Source organism: Micromonospora sp. NPDC051543 (assembly GCF_044454415.1).
Lineage (GTDB): Bacteria > Actinomycetota > Actinomycetes > Mycobacteriales > Micromonosporaceae > Micromonospora.
On record NZ_JBITDT010000009.1, the window covers coordinates 244063 to 260201 of the forward strand.

Annotated in this window: 9 protein-coding genes; 4 read left to right on the top strand and 5 right to left on the bottom strand. The window is 71.2% G+C overall.

The window, feature by feature from the left end:
• Positions 1-22 precede the first annotated feature (22 nt).
• From ACIA3K_RS18520 to ACIA3K_RS18530, 3 genes are all read right to left on the bottom strand, one after another.
• A complete protein-coding gene (locus tag ACIA3K_RS18520) occupies positions 23-1177 on the bottom strand; it encodes an alcohol dehydrogenase catalytic domain-containing protein (RefSeq protein ID WP_396802414.1) in 1155 nt (384 codons plus the stop codon).
• Positions 1174-2628, bottom strand: coding sequence for an aldehyde dehydrogenase family protein (locus ACIA3K_RS18525; protein ID WP_396802416.1), 1455 nt, complete (start codon positions 2626-2628; stop codon positions 1174-1176). The genes ACIA3K_RS18520 and ACIA3K_RS18525 overlap by 4 nt, the downstream gene beginning before the upstream one ends.
• Positions 2629-2718: 90 nt before the next feature.
• Positions 2719-3384 carry a TetR/AcrR family transcriptional regulator gene (locus ACIA3K_RS18530; protein ID WP_396802418.1) on the bottom strand — a complete coding sequence of 222 codons (666 nt, stop codon included), beginning with the start codon at positions 3382-3384 and terminating at the stop codon, positions 2719-2721.
• 98 nt (positions 3385-3482) lie between these two features.
• Here ACIA3K_RS18530 and ACIA3K_RS18535 point away from each other — a divergent pair, with 98 nt between their 5' ends.
• Together ACIA3K_RS18535 and ACIA3K_RS18540 are read left to right on the top strand one after the other, a co-directional pair.
• Positions 3483-4655 carry an acyl-CoA dehydrogenase family protein gene (locus ACIA3K_RS18535; RefSeq protein WP_396802419.1) on the top strand — a complete coding sequence of 391 codons (1173 nt, stop codon included), beginning with the start codon at positions 3483-3485 and terminating at the stop codon, positions 4653-4655.
• Positions 4656-4743: 88 nt separating this feature from the next.
• Positions 4744-5265 carry a peptidoglycan-binding protein gene (locus tag ACIA3K_RS18540; RefSeq protein WP_396802420.1) on the top strand — a complete coding sequence of 174 codons (522 nt, stop codon included), beginning with the start codon at positions 4744-4746 and terminating at the stop codon, positions 5263-5265.
• A 49-nt stretch (positions 5266-5314) separates the two neighbouring features.
• Here the strand turns inward: ACIA3K_RS18540 and ACIA3K_RS18545 are convergent, their stop codons facing one another.
• A complete protein-coding gene (locus ACIA3K_RS18545; RefSeq protein WP_396802421.1) occupies positions 5315-6352 on the bottom strand; it encodes an aminotransferase class V-fold PLP-dependent enzyme in 1038 nt (345 codons plus the stop codon).
• A gap of 149 nt (positions 6353-6501) precedes the next feature.
• Between ACIA3K_RS18545 and ACIA3K_RS18550 the strand changes: the two genes are divergently transcribed.
• Complete coding sequence (locus tag ACIA3K_RS18550; protein ID WP_396802422.1) at positions 6502-10182, top strand: COR domain-containing protein; 3681 nt, start codon at positions 6502-6504, stop codon at positions 10180-10182.
• Positions 10183-10192: 10 nt separating this feature from the next.
• Here the strand turns inward: ACIA3K_RS18550 and ACIA3K_RS18555 are convergent, their stop codons facing one another.
• Entirely contained in the window at positions 10193-12343 is a 2151-nt protein-coding gene (locus ACIA3K_RS18555) for an FUSC family protein (RefSeq protein ID WP_396802424.1), read from the bottom strand.
• A 501-nt stretch (positions 12344-12844) separates the two neighbouring features.
• On the opposite strand from ACIA3K_RS18555, the gene ACIA3K_RS18560 reads away from it, so the two are divergent.
• On the top strand, positions 12845-16081 hold the full coding sequence (locus tag ACIA3K_RS18560; RefSeq protein ID WP_396802426.1) for an NACHT domain-containing protein: 3237 nt from the start codon (positions 12845-12847) through the stop codon (positions 16079-16081).
• Positions 16082-16139 lie beyond the last annotated feature (58 nt).

Consider the following 16139-nt stretch of genomic DNA (forward strand, 5'->3'; position numbering starts at 1 on the left):
CTCCTTGGCGTCGACACGTTGATCACACCACGGCTTGGTCCAGCGTGACGACCCAGCGGGCACCCTCGCCCCGCGCCAACTTCTCGAACGCGACCGGCGCCTCGTCCAGCGACATCGTGCCGCTCACCAGCACCCCCAGGTCCAGCGTGCCGTCGGCCAACTCGGCGGCCAGCACCGGCACCTCGCGGTCCGGGTCGGACGAGCCGTACACCGAGGAGCGCAGCGTACGGGCGGAGTGGAAGATGTCGAGCGCGCCGAGGCTGACCATGTCGTCCTTCGCGCCCATGCCGACCACGGTGACCGAGCCCCCGCGCCGGGTGAGCCGCCAGGCCGCACGGATGGTGGCGGCCCGGCCCACGCACTCGAAGGCGTGGTCGACGCCCCGCCCCTCGGTGCGAGCCCGCACCTCCTTGGAGAGCCGGTCGTCGGAGAGCAGGAAGTCGGTGGCTCCGGCGGCCAGGGCCAGGTCACGCTTCGCCTCGGCCACGTCCACGGCGAGGATCGTCGTGGCACCCGCGCGGCGTGCCGCGCTGAGCACGGCCAGCCCGACCCCGCCGAGCCCGACGACGGCGACCGACTCGCCGGACGACACCCGGGCGGTGTTCCGGACCGCTCCGAGGCCGGTGAGTACCGCGCAGCCGAGCAGCGCGGCCTGGTCGACCGGCAGGCCGACGGGGATCGGTACGACGGCGCTCTCCGGCACCACCACCGCCTCGGCGAGCGCGCCGAGACCGAGCGTCAGGTGCAGCGGAACCCCGTCTTCGGTCTCGCCCCGCGGCACCGTCGGGGCCGTCGTGTCCGCGCAGAGCCACGGCTCGCCGCGTCGGCACCACCAGCAGGCCCGGCAGGCGGGCGCCCAGTTGAGCACCACCGGTGTGCCGACCGTCAGCGCGCCACCCGGCCCGACCTCGGCCACCACCCCGGTCGCCTCGTGCCCGAGCACCAGCGGGAACCTCGCGGCGATCGTGCCGTTCACCATGGACAGGTCGGAGTGGCAGACACCCGCCGCCCGGATCGTCACCCGCACCTCGCCGGGGCCGGGCGCGGGCAGTCGTACCCGCTCGATCCGCAGCTCGGCCCCGCGTTCGCGGGCGACCAGCGCGCGGACGACGACCGGCGCGGACGCCGGCTCGGCGGCACCGCCCGGCGCGGCCGACGTCAGCTCGGGGCCGGTCATCGCTGGATCGCCTTCAGCTCGCAGAACTCGGCGAGCCCGTGCGTGCCCAGCTCCCGGCCGAGGCCGGACTGCTTGTAGCCGCCGAAGGGGGCGAGCGGGTTGAACGGCGCGCCGTTGATGTCGACGGCCCCGGTGCGCAGGCGTCGCGCCACCGCGAGCGCCGCGTCGGTGTCGGCGGACCAGACCGCGCCGGCCAACCCGTACCGCGAGTTGTTGGCGATGGCCACAGCCTCGTCGGTGTCGTCGAAGGGGATGACCGCGAGGACCGGGCCGAAGACCTCCTCCTGGGCGAGCGCGCTGTCCGGGTGCACGTCGGCGAAGACGGTCGGGGCGACGAAGTGCCCGCGCGCCGGCACCGGGGCGTCCGGGCCGCCGACGACCAGCCGCGCGCCGTCGGCGAGCGCCCGGTCGACGTGACCGCGTACCCGCTGCGCCTGCGCGTCGGAGACCAGCGGGCCGAGCCGGGTGGCCGGGTCGAACGGGTCGCCGAGGCGGTAACCGGAGACCGCCGCCGCGACCAGATCGAGCGCCTCGTCGTACCGGTCGCGGTGCACCAGCATCCTGGTCCACGCCGTGCAGGTCTGCCCGGAGTTGAGCAGGGCGTTGCCCACGCCCACCTTGACCGCGGCGGTCAGGTCGGCGTCGCCGAGGATCACGTTGGCGGACTTGCCGCCCAGCTCCAGCGCGACCCGGGTGATCCGGTCGGCGGCGAGTCGCATGATCCGGCTGCCGGTGGCGGTGCTGCCGGTGAACGACAGCAGGTCGACGTCCGGGTGCCCGGCGAGCGCCTCGCCCGCCACCGCGCCGGTGCCGGGGACCAGGTTGAGCACGCCCGGCGGCAGGCCGGCCTCGGTGACCGCGTCGAAGAGCAGGTACGCGGTCAGCGGGGTCAGCTCGCTCGGCTTGAGCACGACCGTGCAGCCGGCGGCGAGCGCGGACGCCACCTTGGCCATCACCTGGTGCAGGGGGTAGTTCCACGGGGTGATCGCGCCGACCACGCCGATCGGCTCGCGGACGACGAGGGAGTTGCCGATGCTCTCCTCGACCGGCGGACGGGCGGCGAGCGCGACGTGCTCGCGCAGCACCGTCAGCGGGAGCCCGACCTGCACGCGGGTGGCGAGCTTGAGCGGCGAGCCCTGCTCCACGGCGATGGTGCGGGCGAGGTCGTCGGCACGGGCGGCGAGCGCGGTGTGCAGCCGGTCGAGGTGCGCGGAGCGTTCCGCGGGCGCGGTGGCCGCCCAGCCCGCGAAGGCGGCGCGGGCGGCGGCGACGGCGGCGTCCACGTCGGCGGCCGTGCCGGCGGGGACCTGGCCGACGGTGTCGCCGGTGCTCGGATTCTCCACGTCGAGCACGTCGGTGCCGGCGGGAGGCGTCCACTCGCCGCCGATGTGCAGGTGACGCCGGAGGCGCAGGATGTCGGGGAGCGTCGACGGCGGTGCGGCGAGGTCCATGGCGTCCCTTCGGAGGTGGGCGGCGGGCGGCTCAGCGGCGGACGGCTCAGCGGCGGACGGACGATGAAACTAGCGCTGGGAGTTTGGACGCTACCCGCTGGACTGGCCGGACTCCACCGCCCCGAGGGGACCGACGGCGCGGTCGTACTCAGCGGCCAGCCCGTGCAGCAGCGCGTCCAGGCCGAGGGCGAAGGCGCCCTCGTCGACGCTCTGCTGGTGCTCGGCGAGCCGGTGCGCCTGGCGCAGGTGCGGGTAGTGCGCGGCGTACAGCTCGGGGTCCTCGACGAAGCCGCGGGCGAACGAGCCGAGCGCCGACCCGGCCACGAAGTAGCGCAGCGCCGCGCCGACGTGGGTGGCCCGGGCCGGTGGCCAGCCGGCGCGGACGAGACCGCCGTAGACCGCGTCGGCCATGGCGAGCGCGGCCGGACGTCGACCCGGCCCCTGCGCCAGGTACGGCACGATGTTCGGGTGCGCGGTGAGCGCCCGCCGGTACGACCACGCCCACTCGCGCAGCGCGGCGGCCCAGTCGCGGCTGGCGAATCCGCTGGTGTCGACGGTGCCGGTGACCCCGTCGGCGACCGCGTCGAGGATCTCGTCCTTGGTGGCGAAGTGGTTGTAGAGCGAGGGCCCCTGAACGTCCAGCGCGGCGGCGAGCCGGCGGGTGGAGAAGGCGGGCAGGCCCTCGGCGTCGATCAGCGCGGTGGCTGTCTCGACGATCAGCTGCCGGGTGAGCCGGGGCTGGCGGGGTCGGGGCACTGCGCTCCTCGTTCGGTCTGGGCGGTAGGTCTGGACGCACCAAAACTTACACCGCTAGTTTAGTGGTGACCGGCCGCGCCGACGCCAGGAGGACCATCGTGGACTTTTCGCTCACCGACGAGGAGCGGGCGGTGCGGGACACCGCCCGGTCGTTCATCCAACGCGAGGTGATGCCGCTGGAGGCGGAGGTGCTTCGCCGGGAGCGGGCCCACCAGCCGAGTCTGGACCATTCCGAGGTCCGCGAGCTGCAACTCAAGGCCCGCAAGTTCGGCTTCTGGGGTCTCGCGACCCCCGAGGAGTACGGCGGGATGAACCTGCCGGCCGTCCTCCAGTCGCTGATCTGGACCGAGCTGGGCCACACGTTCGTGCCGTTCCGCTTCGGCGGCGAGGCCGACAACATCCTGTTCCGCGCCACCGAGGAGCAGAAGCAGGAGTTCCTCGTCCCGACGATCGAGGGTGAGCGCCGGTCCTGCTTCGCCATCACCGAACCGGGCGCCGGCTCGGACGCCGCCAACATCCGGTTCTCCGCCCGCCGGGACGGCGACGACTGGATCCTCGACGGCGAGAAGACCTTCATCACCGGCGGTCACGACGCCGACTTCGCCATCGTCGTCGCGGTGACCGACCGGGAGAAGGGCGCCCGCAACGGCGGCGCGACCGCGTTCCTGGTGGACCGGGCCATGGGCTGGCGCTCGGAGTTCATCCAGACCATGGGCGAGGGCGGCCCCGCGTCACTCATCTTCGACGGCGTACGCGTGCCGCACCGCAACATCCTCGGCGAGATCGGGCAGGGCTTCGCCCTCGGCATGGAGTGGATCGGCAAGGGCCGCTACACCATCCCGTCGCACGCCGTCGGCATCGCCGAGCGGGTCCTGCAGATGGCCATCGAGTACGCCAACACCCGGGAGACGTTCGGCGCGAAGATCGGCACCAACCAGGCCATCCAGTGGATGATCGCCGACTCGGAGACCGAACTGGAGGCGGCCCGCTGGCTGATCCTGCGCTCGGCGTGGACCGTCGATCAGGGCCTCGACGCCCGACACGCCTCCTCCATGGGCAAGCTCTACGGCGCGCAGATGGTCAACCGGGTCGTCGACCGGGTGCTCCAGATCCACGGCGGCATGGGCTACACCCGGGAGTTGCCCATCGAACGCTGGTACCGGCAGGTCCGGCTCTACCGCATCTTCGAGGGCACCGACGAGATGCAGCGGCTCATCATCTCCCGGGACCTGCTGCGCGGGTACACGAAGATCGGCGGTCACCTGGCCTGAGCCCGAATGTCAGCCCGCCGTGAACTCCCTGACCCGGCCGAGCATCTACCCCTTTGACAGCTGCCCGCCAGCCAAGAGGGGAATGCTCATGCACCTACGAATCAGGGCCGTCGCGACGGCGATGGTCGTCGCCACGATCGGCGCCGTCGCGGTTCCGGCCGCGCCGGCGTCGGCCAACGTCAGTCAGGGCTACGTCATGGGCTCGGGAACCTGGACCGACGACTGGGGCGACGAGGGCCCGATCTCCGCGTCGACCCGCTCGTACAACAACGTGGTCGCGATGTGGCAGAAGATCCTGGTGGCCGACGGCTACCTCGCCGCCTCCGGAGTCGACTGCCGGTTCGGGCCGGCGACGACGGCTGCGACCAAACGGTGGCAGACCGACCGGGGACTCGTGAGCGACGGCATCGTCGGCTCCAGAACCTTCGCCAAGGCGGCAACCCGCCTCACCACGTACGAGGGTGACGACTGGTTCTACTACGACGGGCTCGGCAGCAACTTCGTCTACTTCGGGCGCCTTGCCGACGGCAAGTGGGACATGAGCCTCGGGCCTGATCTGGAGTGGAAGCCCCTCGCGTACACGTACGCGAGCTTCAGCGTCTGCTCCTGAACACCGGCCGGCCGTGCCCCGCAGCGGGGCGCGGCCGGCCCTTGCGGCCTCAGCCGACGAGCGCCGTCAGCGCCGCGTCCACGTCCGCCTCGGTCGAGTAGAGGTGGAACGAGGCGCGGACCCGGCCGGCGCGGACCGCCGCCCGGATGCCAGCCGCCGCGAGGCGCTGTTCCGCGTCCGGCACGTCGACGGCGACGATGGCGCTGTCCCCCGCCGGCCGGCCCAGGCCGGTCAGGAACCGGTTGGCCAGCGCAACGTTGTGCGCCTGGATCGCCGGCACGCCGATCTCGGCGACCAGGTCCATGGCGGGGGCCGCGCCCACCCAGCTGAACCAGGCCGGCGAGATGTCGAACCGGCGGGCATCGTCCGCCAGCCGCAACGGCAGCCCGTAGTAGGAGGCGTGCGGGTCCTGACCGGCGAACCAGCCGGCCGCGTCCGGACGCAGCCGCTCGCGCAGGGCGGGGGCCAGATAGGCGTACGCGGTGCCACGCGGGTTCATCAACCACTTGTAGCCGCCCACGGCCACCACGTCGGCCCGGCTACCGTCGAACGGCAGCCACCCGCACGCCTGGGTCGCGTCCACCACCACCAGCGCGCCCTGCGCGCGGGCGGCGGCCACGATCTCGTCGTACGCGGCGACGGCGCCGTCGGACGACTGCACCAGGCTGAACGCGACCACGTCCGTATCGGCGTCGATCGCGTCGACGAGCCCGTCCACCGGCACGGTGCGGACCGTGATGCCGCGCTCCTGCTGCACCAGCCAGGGGAACAGGTTCGAGGTGAACTCGATGTCCGGAACGACCACGGTGGCGCCGGCCGGCAGGGACGCCGCCACCGGCGCGAGCATCTGGGAGACCGTCGCCCCGACGGCCACGTCGACGTCGGGCACCCCGATCAGACCGGCGAACGCCGTCCGGGACCGCTGCACCGACTCGCCCCAGCCCTCCCAGGAGGTGCTGCCGACACGCCACTGGGCCAAGGAGTCCTGCAACGCCGTCCAGCCCGGCTCGGGCGGCAGCCCGTACGAGGCGGTGTTCAACCAGCCGGGCTCCGGCTTCCACAACTGCTGCGCCTGCGCGATCTCCATGCCACCGACGTTAGGCCTGGTCACCGGCGGTGAACCACGGCCAATCGGCAAGCGGCGGCCTGCCAGTGGTCTCCAGTCGTGGCACCGAGGCAGTGGGGCCGACCCGACCGGCGATACCGACTGTGCACGAGGGACTACGCTGCTGGGGCATGAACGACGGCAGGCTTGTCGAGGCCCGGCAACGTATTGATGCCTCCACCACCGGGCATGTCGACCTGAGCGGTCTCGATCTCACCTCAGAAGACGTCACCGAGTTGCTGCGCGACACTCGGGCCTTCGCCGAGGTCGTCAGCCTCGATCTGGCCAACAACAAGCTGGACACCCTGCCGGACGCCGTCACCGCCTGGACGTCTCTCACCGTGCTCGACCTGAACGACAACCAGCTCACCACGCTGCCGGACGCCGTCGCCGCCTGGACCACCCTGGAACAGCTCACCCTGAGCGACAACCGGCTCACCACGCTGCCCGACGCCGTCGCCGCGTGGAGCGCCCTGGAACAGCTCATCCTGAGCGACAACCGGCTCACCACGCTGCCGGACGCCGTCGCCGCGTGGAGCGCCCTGGAACAGCTCGACCTGGACCGCAACCAGCTCACCACGCTGCCCGACGCCGTCGCGGGCTGGACCGCCCTGACGTACCTCAACATGAATCACAACGAACTCGGCGAGCTGCCGGACGCCGTCGCCGCCTGGACCACCCTGGAACGGCTTTTCCTGAGCGACAACGGGCTCACCACGCTGCCGGACGCCGTCGCCGCGTGGACCACCCTGGAACAGCTCGACCTCGACCGCAACCAGCTCACCACGCTGCCCGACGCCGTCGCGGGCTGGACCGCCCTGACGCACCTCAACATGGATCGGAACGAACTCGGCGAGCTGCCGGACGCCGTGGCGGGCTGGACCGCCCTGGAACGGCTCGACATGGACCACAGCCAGCTCACCACGCTGCCCGACGCCGTTGCCGCCTGGACCCGCCTTGAGATCCTGTTCCTGGATGGCAACCAGCTTTTCGCACTGCCCGACGCCGTCGCGGGCTGGACCGCCCTCACTCAGCTGCACCTGGACAACAACCAGCTCACCGCGCTACCCGACGCCGTTGCCGCCTGGACCCGCCTTGCGGTCCTGTACCTGAACGGCAACCAGCTCACCGCCCTACCCGACACCGTCGCCGCCTGGACCGCCCTAGCCGACCTGCATATGAGAACCAATCGCCTCATCGCCCTGCCCGACGCCGTCGCGGGCTGGACCGCCCTCGTCAATCTGGACCTGTACGACAACAGGCTCACCGCCCTACCCGACGCCGTTGCCGCCTGGACCGCCCTCGCCGACCTTCACCTGGGCAGAAATCAGCTCACCACCTTGCCCGATGCCGTCCCGGCCTGGACCAGCCTCACCGGCCTGTACCTGCAGGACAACGAGCTCACCGCCTTACCCGACGCCATCGGTCGGCTCGCAGAGCTCCGGACGCTCGTCGTGGGCGACAACCCACTCCCGCCCGAGGTGCTGGCCGCCGAGGCGGAGGGCATGGAGGCTCTCCTGGCGTTTCTCCGGAATGTCGCCACCGACGGGATCCCGATCTCGGAGGCGAAGCTCCTGTTCGTGGGCGCCGGCGAGGCGGGAAAGAGTTCCCTGCTCGGAGCGCTGCGGGGCGAGCCCTGGCGGGATCGCCACCAGACGCAGGGCATGGACATCAAGTCGCTGGTGGTGACCCACGCCGGCCGGGAGATCACCCTGAACGGGTGGGACTTCGGCGGCCAGCAGGCCTACCAGCCGGCGCACCAGTTGTTCTTCAGCGCCCCGGCCGTCTACGTCGTCGTCTGGAAGCCACGTCCGGGTGTCGCGGCCGGCATGGTGGAGTCCTGGATCGCCATGATCGCCCACCGGGCCCCGGACGCCCGGGTGCTCGTGGTCGCGTCGCACGGCGGACCGACCTCGCGGGCGGACGCCATCGACGAACAGCACCTCAAGCAGCGCTTCGGCGATCTGATCATCGGCTTCCACGAGGTCGACAGCGCCGTCCCGGACGACCGGCTGGAGGCGCTGCGGGAGGCGATCTCCGTCGCCGCCGGCACGCTCCCGCACGTGCACCGCAACTATCCGGCGAGCTGGCAGCGGACGATCGAGGTGGTCATCGCCGACGGTCAGCAGGTGATCGACTACCGCGACTTCGAGACGGTGGCCGAGGCGCAGGGGCTGACCGCCGCCCAGGCCCGGGCGTTGGCCGGCAACGCCCACCACCTGGGAAAGTGGATCTACTACGCGGACGACGACGCGTTGGCCGCGTTCGTGATCCTCCAACCGGACTGGCTCAACGTCGCGATCGCCGCCGTCCTCGACAGTCGGGACGCCGTCGACGCCCTCGGTCTCGTCCCGCACCGCATGCTCGGCCGCCTCTGGGGTGCCGCGCAGGCGCCCGACGGAACGCGCTACACCAGGGAGCAGCAGCGACTGTTCCTGGCGCTCATGGGCCGCTTCGAGCTGACGTACCAGGTCTCATCGGACGCCTCACGCGAGCCGGTGAGCCTCATCGCGCAGCTCGTCCCCGCCGCCCAGCCGGGCCTGCGCGGAGCGTGGGTCGACTTCCGTCCCGGGGACCGCGAGTACCTGGAGGTGTGCCGGATCTCGGAGGGCCCGGCGGGTCCCGTGGTCATTCCCGAATCGCTGATGTACCGGCTCATCGTCCGGCTGCACCACCAGCGCTACACGGAGCCCGACTCGATGCAGGGCGTGCACTGGCAGCAGGGCGTGGTCCTGGAGAGCCGGTACGGCGCCCGCGCGCTCCTCACGGTGCGTACCGGAGTCGGTGTCCAGGTCCAGGTCCGTGGCCCGGATGCCGTCACCTACCTGCGACAGGTCACCGACGAGATCCGCTACTGCATCGAACGGTTCTGGCCCGGCCTGACCACCGTCGCCCTCGTCTCCTGCCGTGACGGGTGTGGCCTGCCCACACCCGGCGCGGGACTGTTCGACGTCGACAAGCTCGTCAAGCTGCGCGACGTGCACGGGCAGAGCGTGGCGCAGTGTCCCGTCTCCAGCTGCGACGCCTTCCCGGCCATCGACGCGCTGCTGGGCGGGTCGCACGCCGGCCACGACGCGCTCGCGGTGCTGCAGGACGGCGTTGCCCTGGTAGACCGGCACGTCCGCGGGTTGAGTCGACGGGTCACCGAACTCAGCGACACGGTCAAGGCCAACCTCGCGGGCGTGAACGCCCGGCTGACGGCCCTGATGTGGCAGCTCAACGACGAGGCTACGGACGGGCCGCGCCTCTTCACCCTCACTCCCGTCGAGTCCTCCCTACGCAATCCGCAGTGGACCTCCATCCGGATGCGGCTGACGTTGTACTGCGAGCACTCGCTTCAGCCCGTGCACGTCCTGGAGCCCTCCCGACGCGATGCCGGCGTCTACTCCATCGACGTCGCCCGGGAATGGTGGGTCCGGGCCGTCCCGCTCCTGCAGGCCACCTCCATGCTCCTGAAGCCTCTGCTCGGCGTTGGCGTGGCCGAGCTCAAACTGGAGTTCAGCGACGAGCAGTGGAAGGCCGTGGAAGAGCAGGTCTCGCTGGCCAACGAAACACTGAACGCTGCGGCGGAGGCCGCCGACCACCTCACCGCCGACGACCACAGCGCAGGCCTGGCGGAGCAGGCCCCGGGCGCACCGCCGGCGCCGATCATCGCCGAGGGCGCCACCCTCCGGACGCTGCACGCCGCGCTGCGCGCCCAGGACGTCACCATCGCCGATCTGCGCAAGGTCGTCCGCCCGGACGGCCGCATCCTCTGGATTCACCGGGAGTTCGAGCACCTGTACCACAGCGGCCTGCCCGTCATCCCCTGACCGGACCGGCTCAGGGTCGTCGGGTGGCGTCGGAGTCCGGGTGGATCCGGGTGAGGCTGTCGGCGAGCCCGGCGAGCCACCTGTCGACCTCCACCAGGTGCCGCACCGCGGCGGAGTCGACGTCGCCGAGCAGGGGGCCGAGCCGATCCACCTCGTCGACGCAGTCGATCGGTACGGGCATCGGCCCGGCCGCCCGACCGTGCGTCACCTCGCCGGCCAGGTCGTCGTACGCCGACCGCAGCTGCCCGGCCGTGTCCCGCAGCATTTCCGCTGCCGCCGGCCAGCCGGCCAGGCAGCCGGGCGGGTTCCGGCGCAGCAACGACTCGGCCCCGGGCACCACGTGGTGTCCGGCGCTCAGGGCGGCGTCCCAGTTCAGCTGGGCGCGCCGTGGGTCGTGGCGCTCGGAGTGGTACTGGCAGTAGGACGAGTCGACCAGGATCATCCGCCGGCCGACCCGGTCGAAGTCGTGCTCGGGGGCCCGCCCGTCGCCGAGCACCGCCTCGACGGTCCGCTCGACCGCCGCCCCACTGACCGCCAGGTAGCGGGCGGCGTTGTGCCGTAGATCGTGGCCGGCACCGCGCGGCCACATGGCCACACCGGCGAGCACGCCGATCACCGCGCCGAGCCCGACGTCGACCAGCCGCGCCTCGGCCAGCCGCCACCCCTCGGGGCTGAGCTGGGTGAACACGACGGTCAGCAGCAGGGTGAACAGCGCCTGCTGCCACACCGGGCCGAGCAGGCGACCGACACCGAACGCCAGCAGCAACGAGACCGGCAGTACGACGGCGTACACGACCGGCTCCTGCACGACGAGCACCAGCAGGCCGCTCGCGACCACGCCCGCGATGGTGCCGAGCACTGCGGGTCGTAGCGCGGTGCGGGTGTCGGCGGCCGAGGTGCGCAGGACGGTGAGGGTCGCCAGGAGCACCCAGAAGCCGTGGTTGAGGTGCAGCACCCCGGCCGCCACCCGGGCGACCGCCAGCGCCACCGCCAGTCGCAGCGCGCTGTGCAGGTGCGCGGAGCGGGGTGCCAGGTGGGCGCGGAACTGTCGCCAGTACAGCGTCCACGCGCTGTGTCGCGCGTACTCGAAGAGCCGGGGGTAGGCGTCGACGTCGGCGGCGCGCGCCCCGGCGGCGATCCGGGTGCCGACGGCGAAGATCCGGACCTGGTCGGCGAGGGCCAGCGCGGTCGCGTCCCGGCACATCCGGGGTACGTCCGCCGGGCCCGATCCCACCGACGCCTCCGCCGTACCGATCGCGACGTCCAGGTCCCGCAGGTCCACCTGGGGCGCGTCGGAGAGCAGGCTGCGGCTGGCGGCCCGGGTCGCGTCGGCGCACGGGCGCAGCAGCCGCGCCGCCGCCAGGTCCGGGATCGGCGTCGACGGGGCGTCCGTCGCGAGCCGGTCCGCCGTGGCCAGCACCTCCCGCAGCGCCGCCGCGGCGATCCGCAGCGCCCGGTCCTGGGCCCCGGCCGCCGTGGGTGACGACTCCCGGGGGTTGCGGGCCAAGCCGAGCACGGCCACCAGGTCGTACGCCCGCTCGCGCCGCCCGTCCGGAGCCCCGTGGCCGGGGGCGGTCAGCACGTCGGCGGTGGCGTCGACGAAGGCCGCGACACTGTCCGCCGCTCGGGCGAGCAGTTGCCGGTAGGAGACGGGCACCGGGTCGGGCCAGAGCACCACCTCGGCCGCGGCGAGCAGCACGATCGCGAGGGTGACCCCGCCGAGGCGCTGCGGCAGGCTGCCGGGCTGGTACGGCGGGAACGACGCCAGGATGTAGAAGAGTTGGAACGCGCTGGCCAGACCCACGAGGCGCGGGCTGCCGACGCCGCCGAACGTCACGACGAACCCGATGACCAGCATCCCGCCGGCCGCCGCCCAGGTGCTCCACGCCAGCAGCGTGCCGGCGGCGATCAGCGCCCAGACCGCCGGCAGTGACGTGACGAGGATCCGCGCCCGTTGTGACGCCGGGCCGGGCAGTTGCGCGAACGCCCCGGCGGCGATCGTGCCGAACAGCGCGTACGTGGCGAGCAGTGGGCTGCCCACGCCGTAGCGGCAGGCGTAGAAGAGAACGGACGCGACGAGGGTCAGCCGGGCCGCGCGTCGCAGGACGGCGCCGTTCGGGTCACGGCGACGAAGCCGGCCCACGAGGCTCGGTCCGCGCACGCCTAACTCCCCCGAGTCGTCGCGGCGCCCCTCCCCGGCATCCCATTCTCCACGCCGCCTCCGCGCGACGAGGGGTTTCCGGGCGCACTGGGGTTAGCTGGTCCGCCGGCCGATACCGCTGCGCCACCGAGGCAAGGCGACCTTCGATTCCGAGTCCATGTCGGGATAGGTCCCGTCGGCGGCTCGCTCAGGCACGAGGAATGCCGGCGAGCCGAGCACCATCCCGCTTTACCCGGGGGGACGGACCAGTCGGTAATGATCGGCGATCAACTGTTGGGGAGCATTAGGCACGTCAGATATCGGCGGCGCGGTGAATCAGTCATGAATACCAATTTTGTGAGGATGTGGCAGCTCAACTCCCGACTGGATGGAGACGAGGGTATCGGCATCGATTACCGATGGGAATTCGGTTGCCTGCCAGGCCCCAAAACATATTCGAACATCCCAAAGCGGAGAAGGCCAGCGTTGCCCGCCCGTAGTCGCTGCACTACCGTGCGGCACATGCGCTCTCGCCCGCTCTGTTATGCCGACGCGGCCCGTCTGCTTGGCAGCCCGGAAAATCCCGTGATACGAGCAGTCGGCGCGACAAGCGGCATGATTGCCGCCGGCCTGACCGCGGCTGGCCTCGGCGGAGCCGACTTCCTTTCCCTGGGCCGCGAAGTGATCACCTGGGGCAACGCGGCAATGGCCGGCCTGCACGAGCGGATCGCCGGCCTCCGGCGTTTCGACCGCACGCAACGTCTCGTAGCCGCCCACGCGATCATCGTCGTCACCGCCTTCTACGAGGCACTTGAGATCGCCTTGGCCGACCATCCAGAGGTCGACCTGGCAGATGCCGCACTGACCGCCGGCGAACAGGTCGCCATCACCACCTCAACCGCGGTCGTCGACCGCTACGCCGACCTGGTGCGGGTTCTCATCGATACACCGCCTCCGATGCCCGCGCCGCACCAACCCTTCGAGACGACCATCGGCGCACTCGGCGCCTACTTCGGATCAGCGGCAGCAGCCTTGCGGGACTTCCTGCACGGCCTCAACGCATTCGAGGGACGCGACGATCGGGTCACCGAGACCATCGCGGCCATCGAAGGAGACGTACGCCGGATCGCGATCGACCGGTACACGCAGGCGTATCGGGCACTCATCACGCAGGCCCCCGAGTTCGGGGTCTGGGCGAGCATGGTCGATACCGAGGCCACCCGCGCGCTGCTACGAGACTCGGTCGCCGGCCTGTCCAGACAACTTGCCGATCTGCGCGCGGTGTCGGCTGCGACCGCCGTCGACGCCGTCCTGGCCGGTCTCGGCCGGCGGTACCGGGCCGGATTGGACCGAGCCATCCTGGCCTCCGCGCATGCGCCTCGCCACGTCGTGCTTCCCAGCCTGGGCAAGGGTTACGTCAACCCGCACGGCCGGGTCGCGGTGGCCGGGCCCTACGATCTTCCCGCCACCGAGACGTGGTGGTCACGGGCCACCCGCCTCGATGACGTCCATGCCTTCCTGCTGGCGCACCTGACCGGACCGCACGCCGTCGAGAGCCCGCTCGTCGTACTGGGTCAGCCCGGCTCGGGCAAATCCGCGATGACGAGGGTTCTCGCCGCCCGGCTTCCTCCGGCCGACTTCCTGGTCATCCGAGTCGAACTACGCAACGTTCCCGCTGACTCCTCGATCCAGGGGCAGATCGAAGAGGCGCTCGTGCAGATGCTCGGCGAACGGGTCTTTTGGCCCGACCTCGCCCGCCGCGCGGGCGACGCGCTGCCCGTCGTCGTCCTGGACGGCTTCGACGAGTTGCTGCAAGCCACCGGGATCAACCACGCGGACTACCTCGACCAGATCCGGCTGTTTCAGCAGCGCGAGGAGGAACTTGACCGCCCGGTCGCCGTGCTCGTCACCAGCCGTACCGTGGTCGCCGACCGAGCGCGGTTCCCGGACAACTCCGTGGTGCTGCGACTCGAACCGTTCGGAGAACCGCAGATCCGGGCGTGGCTCGACGTGTGGAACGACCACAACGGTGCCAGCCTCACCGCCCGGGGATTGCGGCCGTTGTCCGCCGAAACAGCCCTCGCACATGGCGAGTTGGCGAGTCAGCCACTGCTGCTTCTCCTGCTGGCGCTCTATGACGCAGGTGACAACGGCTTGCAGAACGCCGAGGGCGACATGCGCCGCGTGGAACTCTACGAACGACTCTTCGCTGATTTCGTCGAACGCGAGGTCGACAAACAGGAGCGCGGCTACACCGACGACCAACGCGCTCACGAGATCGCTGCGGAGTGGCGCCGTCTGATGGCGGTCGCCATCGCCATCCTGAACCGGGGCGGTGATGTGATCCTGGAGGCCGAGCTGGATGCTGACATCCCGCACCTGCTGTGGAATGAAGACCTCCGCTCGCCGTCGGCCGAGTCTGCCGACCGGGCGCTCACCATGAGCCAGCTGATGGTCGGTCGGTTCTTCTTCATCCACGAGTCGCGAGCGACCCGGGACACCAGCGGACCGGAACGCAGCTTCGAATTCCTGCACGCCACCTTCGGCGATTTTCTGGCCGCCCGACAGATTGTCTCCGCCCTTGTCGATCTCGCCGAAGAACGCGTCCACCAACGACGGCGTCAGGGTGTGATCGATCCCGGCCCCTTGTACGGGGCGACATCATTCGTCACTATCACCCGGCGAACTCCGTTGTGGGAATTCTGCCGGGGAATGTTCGCGCGAATGGACCCACGGCAGCGTGGGATGTGCCGCGAGCTGGCTCTGGAGCTCCTGCCTGACGTCGGATATCCGCACCCCACCTGGACGAGAGGCGAATACGAACCTCGGCGGACACCGGCCGCCGTACGGCAGGCGGCGTTCTCGGCTAACCTGGCCTGCTTCGTGCTGTTGGTGTCGGACGGCCCCGTGGACGCGGTCGAGTTGGTCGGGGAGCCGGTCGTCGACAGCTGGCGACGGCTGGCGCTGCTGTGGCAGAGCCAACTCGACGCCGAGGACCGCAAGCGGATGTGGCAGACACTTCGCGTGGCATGGCGGCTTGATGTGTCTCCCACCCGTCTGGAGGTACGCCCCGAGGACGGCGCCGATATCAGCGTCTACGAGTCGCTGCCCTGGCCACCGGATGCCCGTCCGGGCACCCAGCCGCTTGATGGTCGGGTATCTGCCATGGCGCCGGACGTGTTCGTCGCGGCGGACAGCCGCATCGGGCGGTCCCTGCGTCGGTCGGCGTTCGTGCAGACCGGACACGACGTTCGGGAGTGCCTCTACGACCTGATGCCGTACTGGCAAGAAGCTGGCGTTCCCGGTCTGCATGAGATCGACGGTGAGCCGTTCCTGGTGTCCGAGGCGGCGCTCTTTCTGCAACTACTGCTGTCGCCAGCGGATCCGCAACGGCGCGACACGCGGGCCGACCAGTACACCTGGGCCTTCGCCCTCACGCCTCTGCCACGGCAGCGGAGCCTGCTCATCCGGCAACTGGCTGACGATGCTCCGGGTTTCTCCGCGGCGAACCTGAGGAAGATCTTCGGACGCCTCACCATGGACGACCTCGTGAGCAACCCGACGGAGAGCGAACGGATTGTCATCACGGTGGCAGCGCGCGAGGATGATGGGCCAACGCTCGCAGCAGGACTGCTGCGCGCTGTTCAGCGCGGTGTGCCCAGCGAACCGGTCGCGCCCGCGCGTGAGCAGGTCACTCACCTACACCGGATGCTCGGCCTGGCGGATCCGTTCGCGCTCCCGGACCGGCCTTCCCGATAGTGGTCGGCTTCGGTGGAACCCCCTGCGGTCGCGCCACCCGCCACGCAACGCGGACACG

What these genes read in the sequence shown, in the direction of transcription:
- ACIA3K_RS18520 (WP_396802414.1), bottom strand. Translation starts at nt 1,177, where the DNA reads ATGACCGGCCCCGAGCTGACGTCGGCCGCGCCGGGCGGTGCCGCCGAG.
- ACIA3K_RS18545 (WP_396802421.1), bottom strand. Translation starts at nt 6,352, where the DNA reads ATGGAGATCGCGCAGGCGCAGCAGTTGTGGAAGCCGGAGCCCGGCTGG.
- ACIA3K_RS18525 (WP_396802416.1), bottom strand. Translation starts at nt 2,628, where the DNA reads ATGGACCTCGCCGCACCGCCGTCGACGCTCCCCGACATCCTGCGCCTC.
- ACIA3K_RS18550 (WP_396802422.1), top strand. Translation starts at nt 6,502, where the DNA reads ATGAACGACGGCAGGCTTGTCGAGGCCCGGCAACGTATTGATGCCTCC.
- ACIA3K_RS18540 (WP_396802420.1), top strand. Translation starts at nt 4,744, where the DNA reads ATGCACCTACGAATCAGGGCCGTCGCGACGGCGATGGTCGTCGCCACG.
- ACIA3K_RS18560 (WP_396802426.1), top strand. Translation starts at nt 12,845, where the DNA reads ATGCGCTCTCGCCCGCTCTGTTATGCCGACGCGGCCCGTCTGCTTGGC.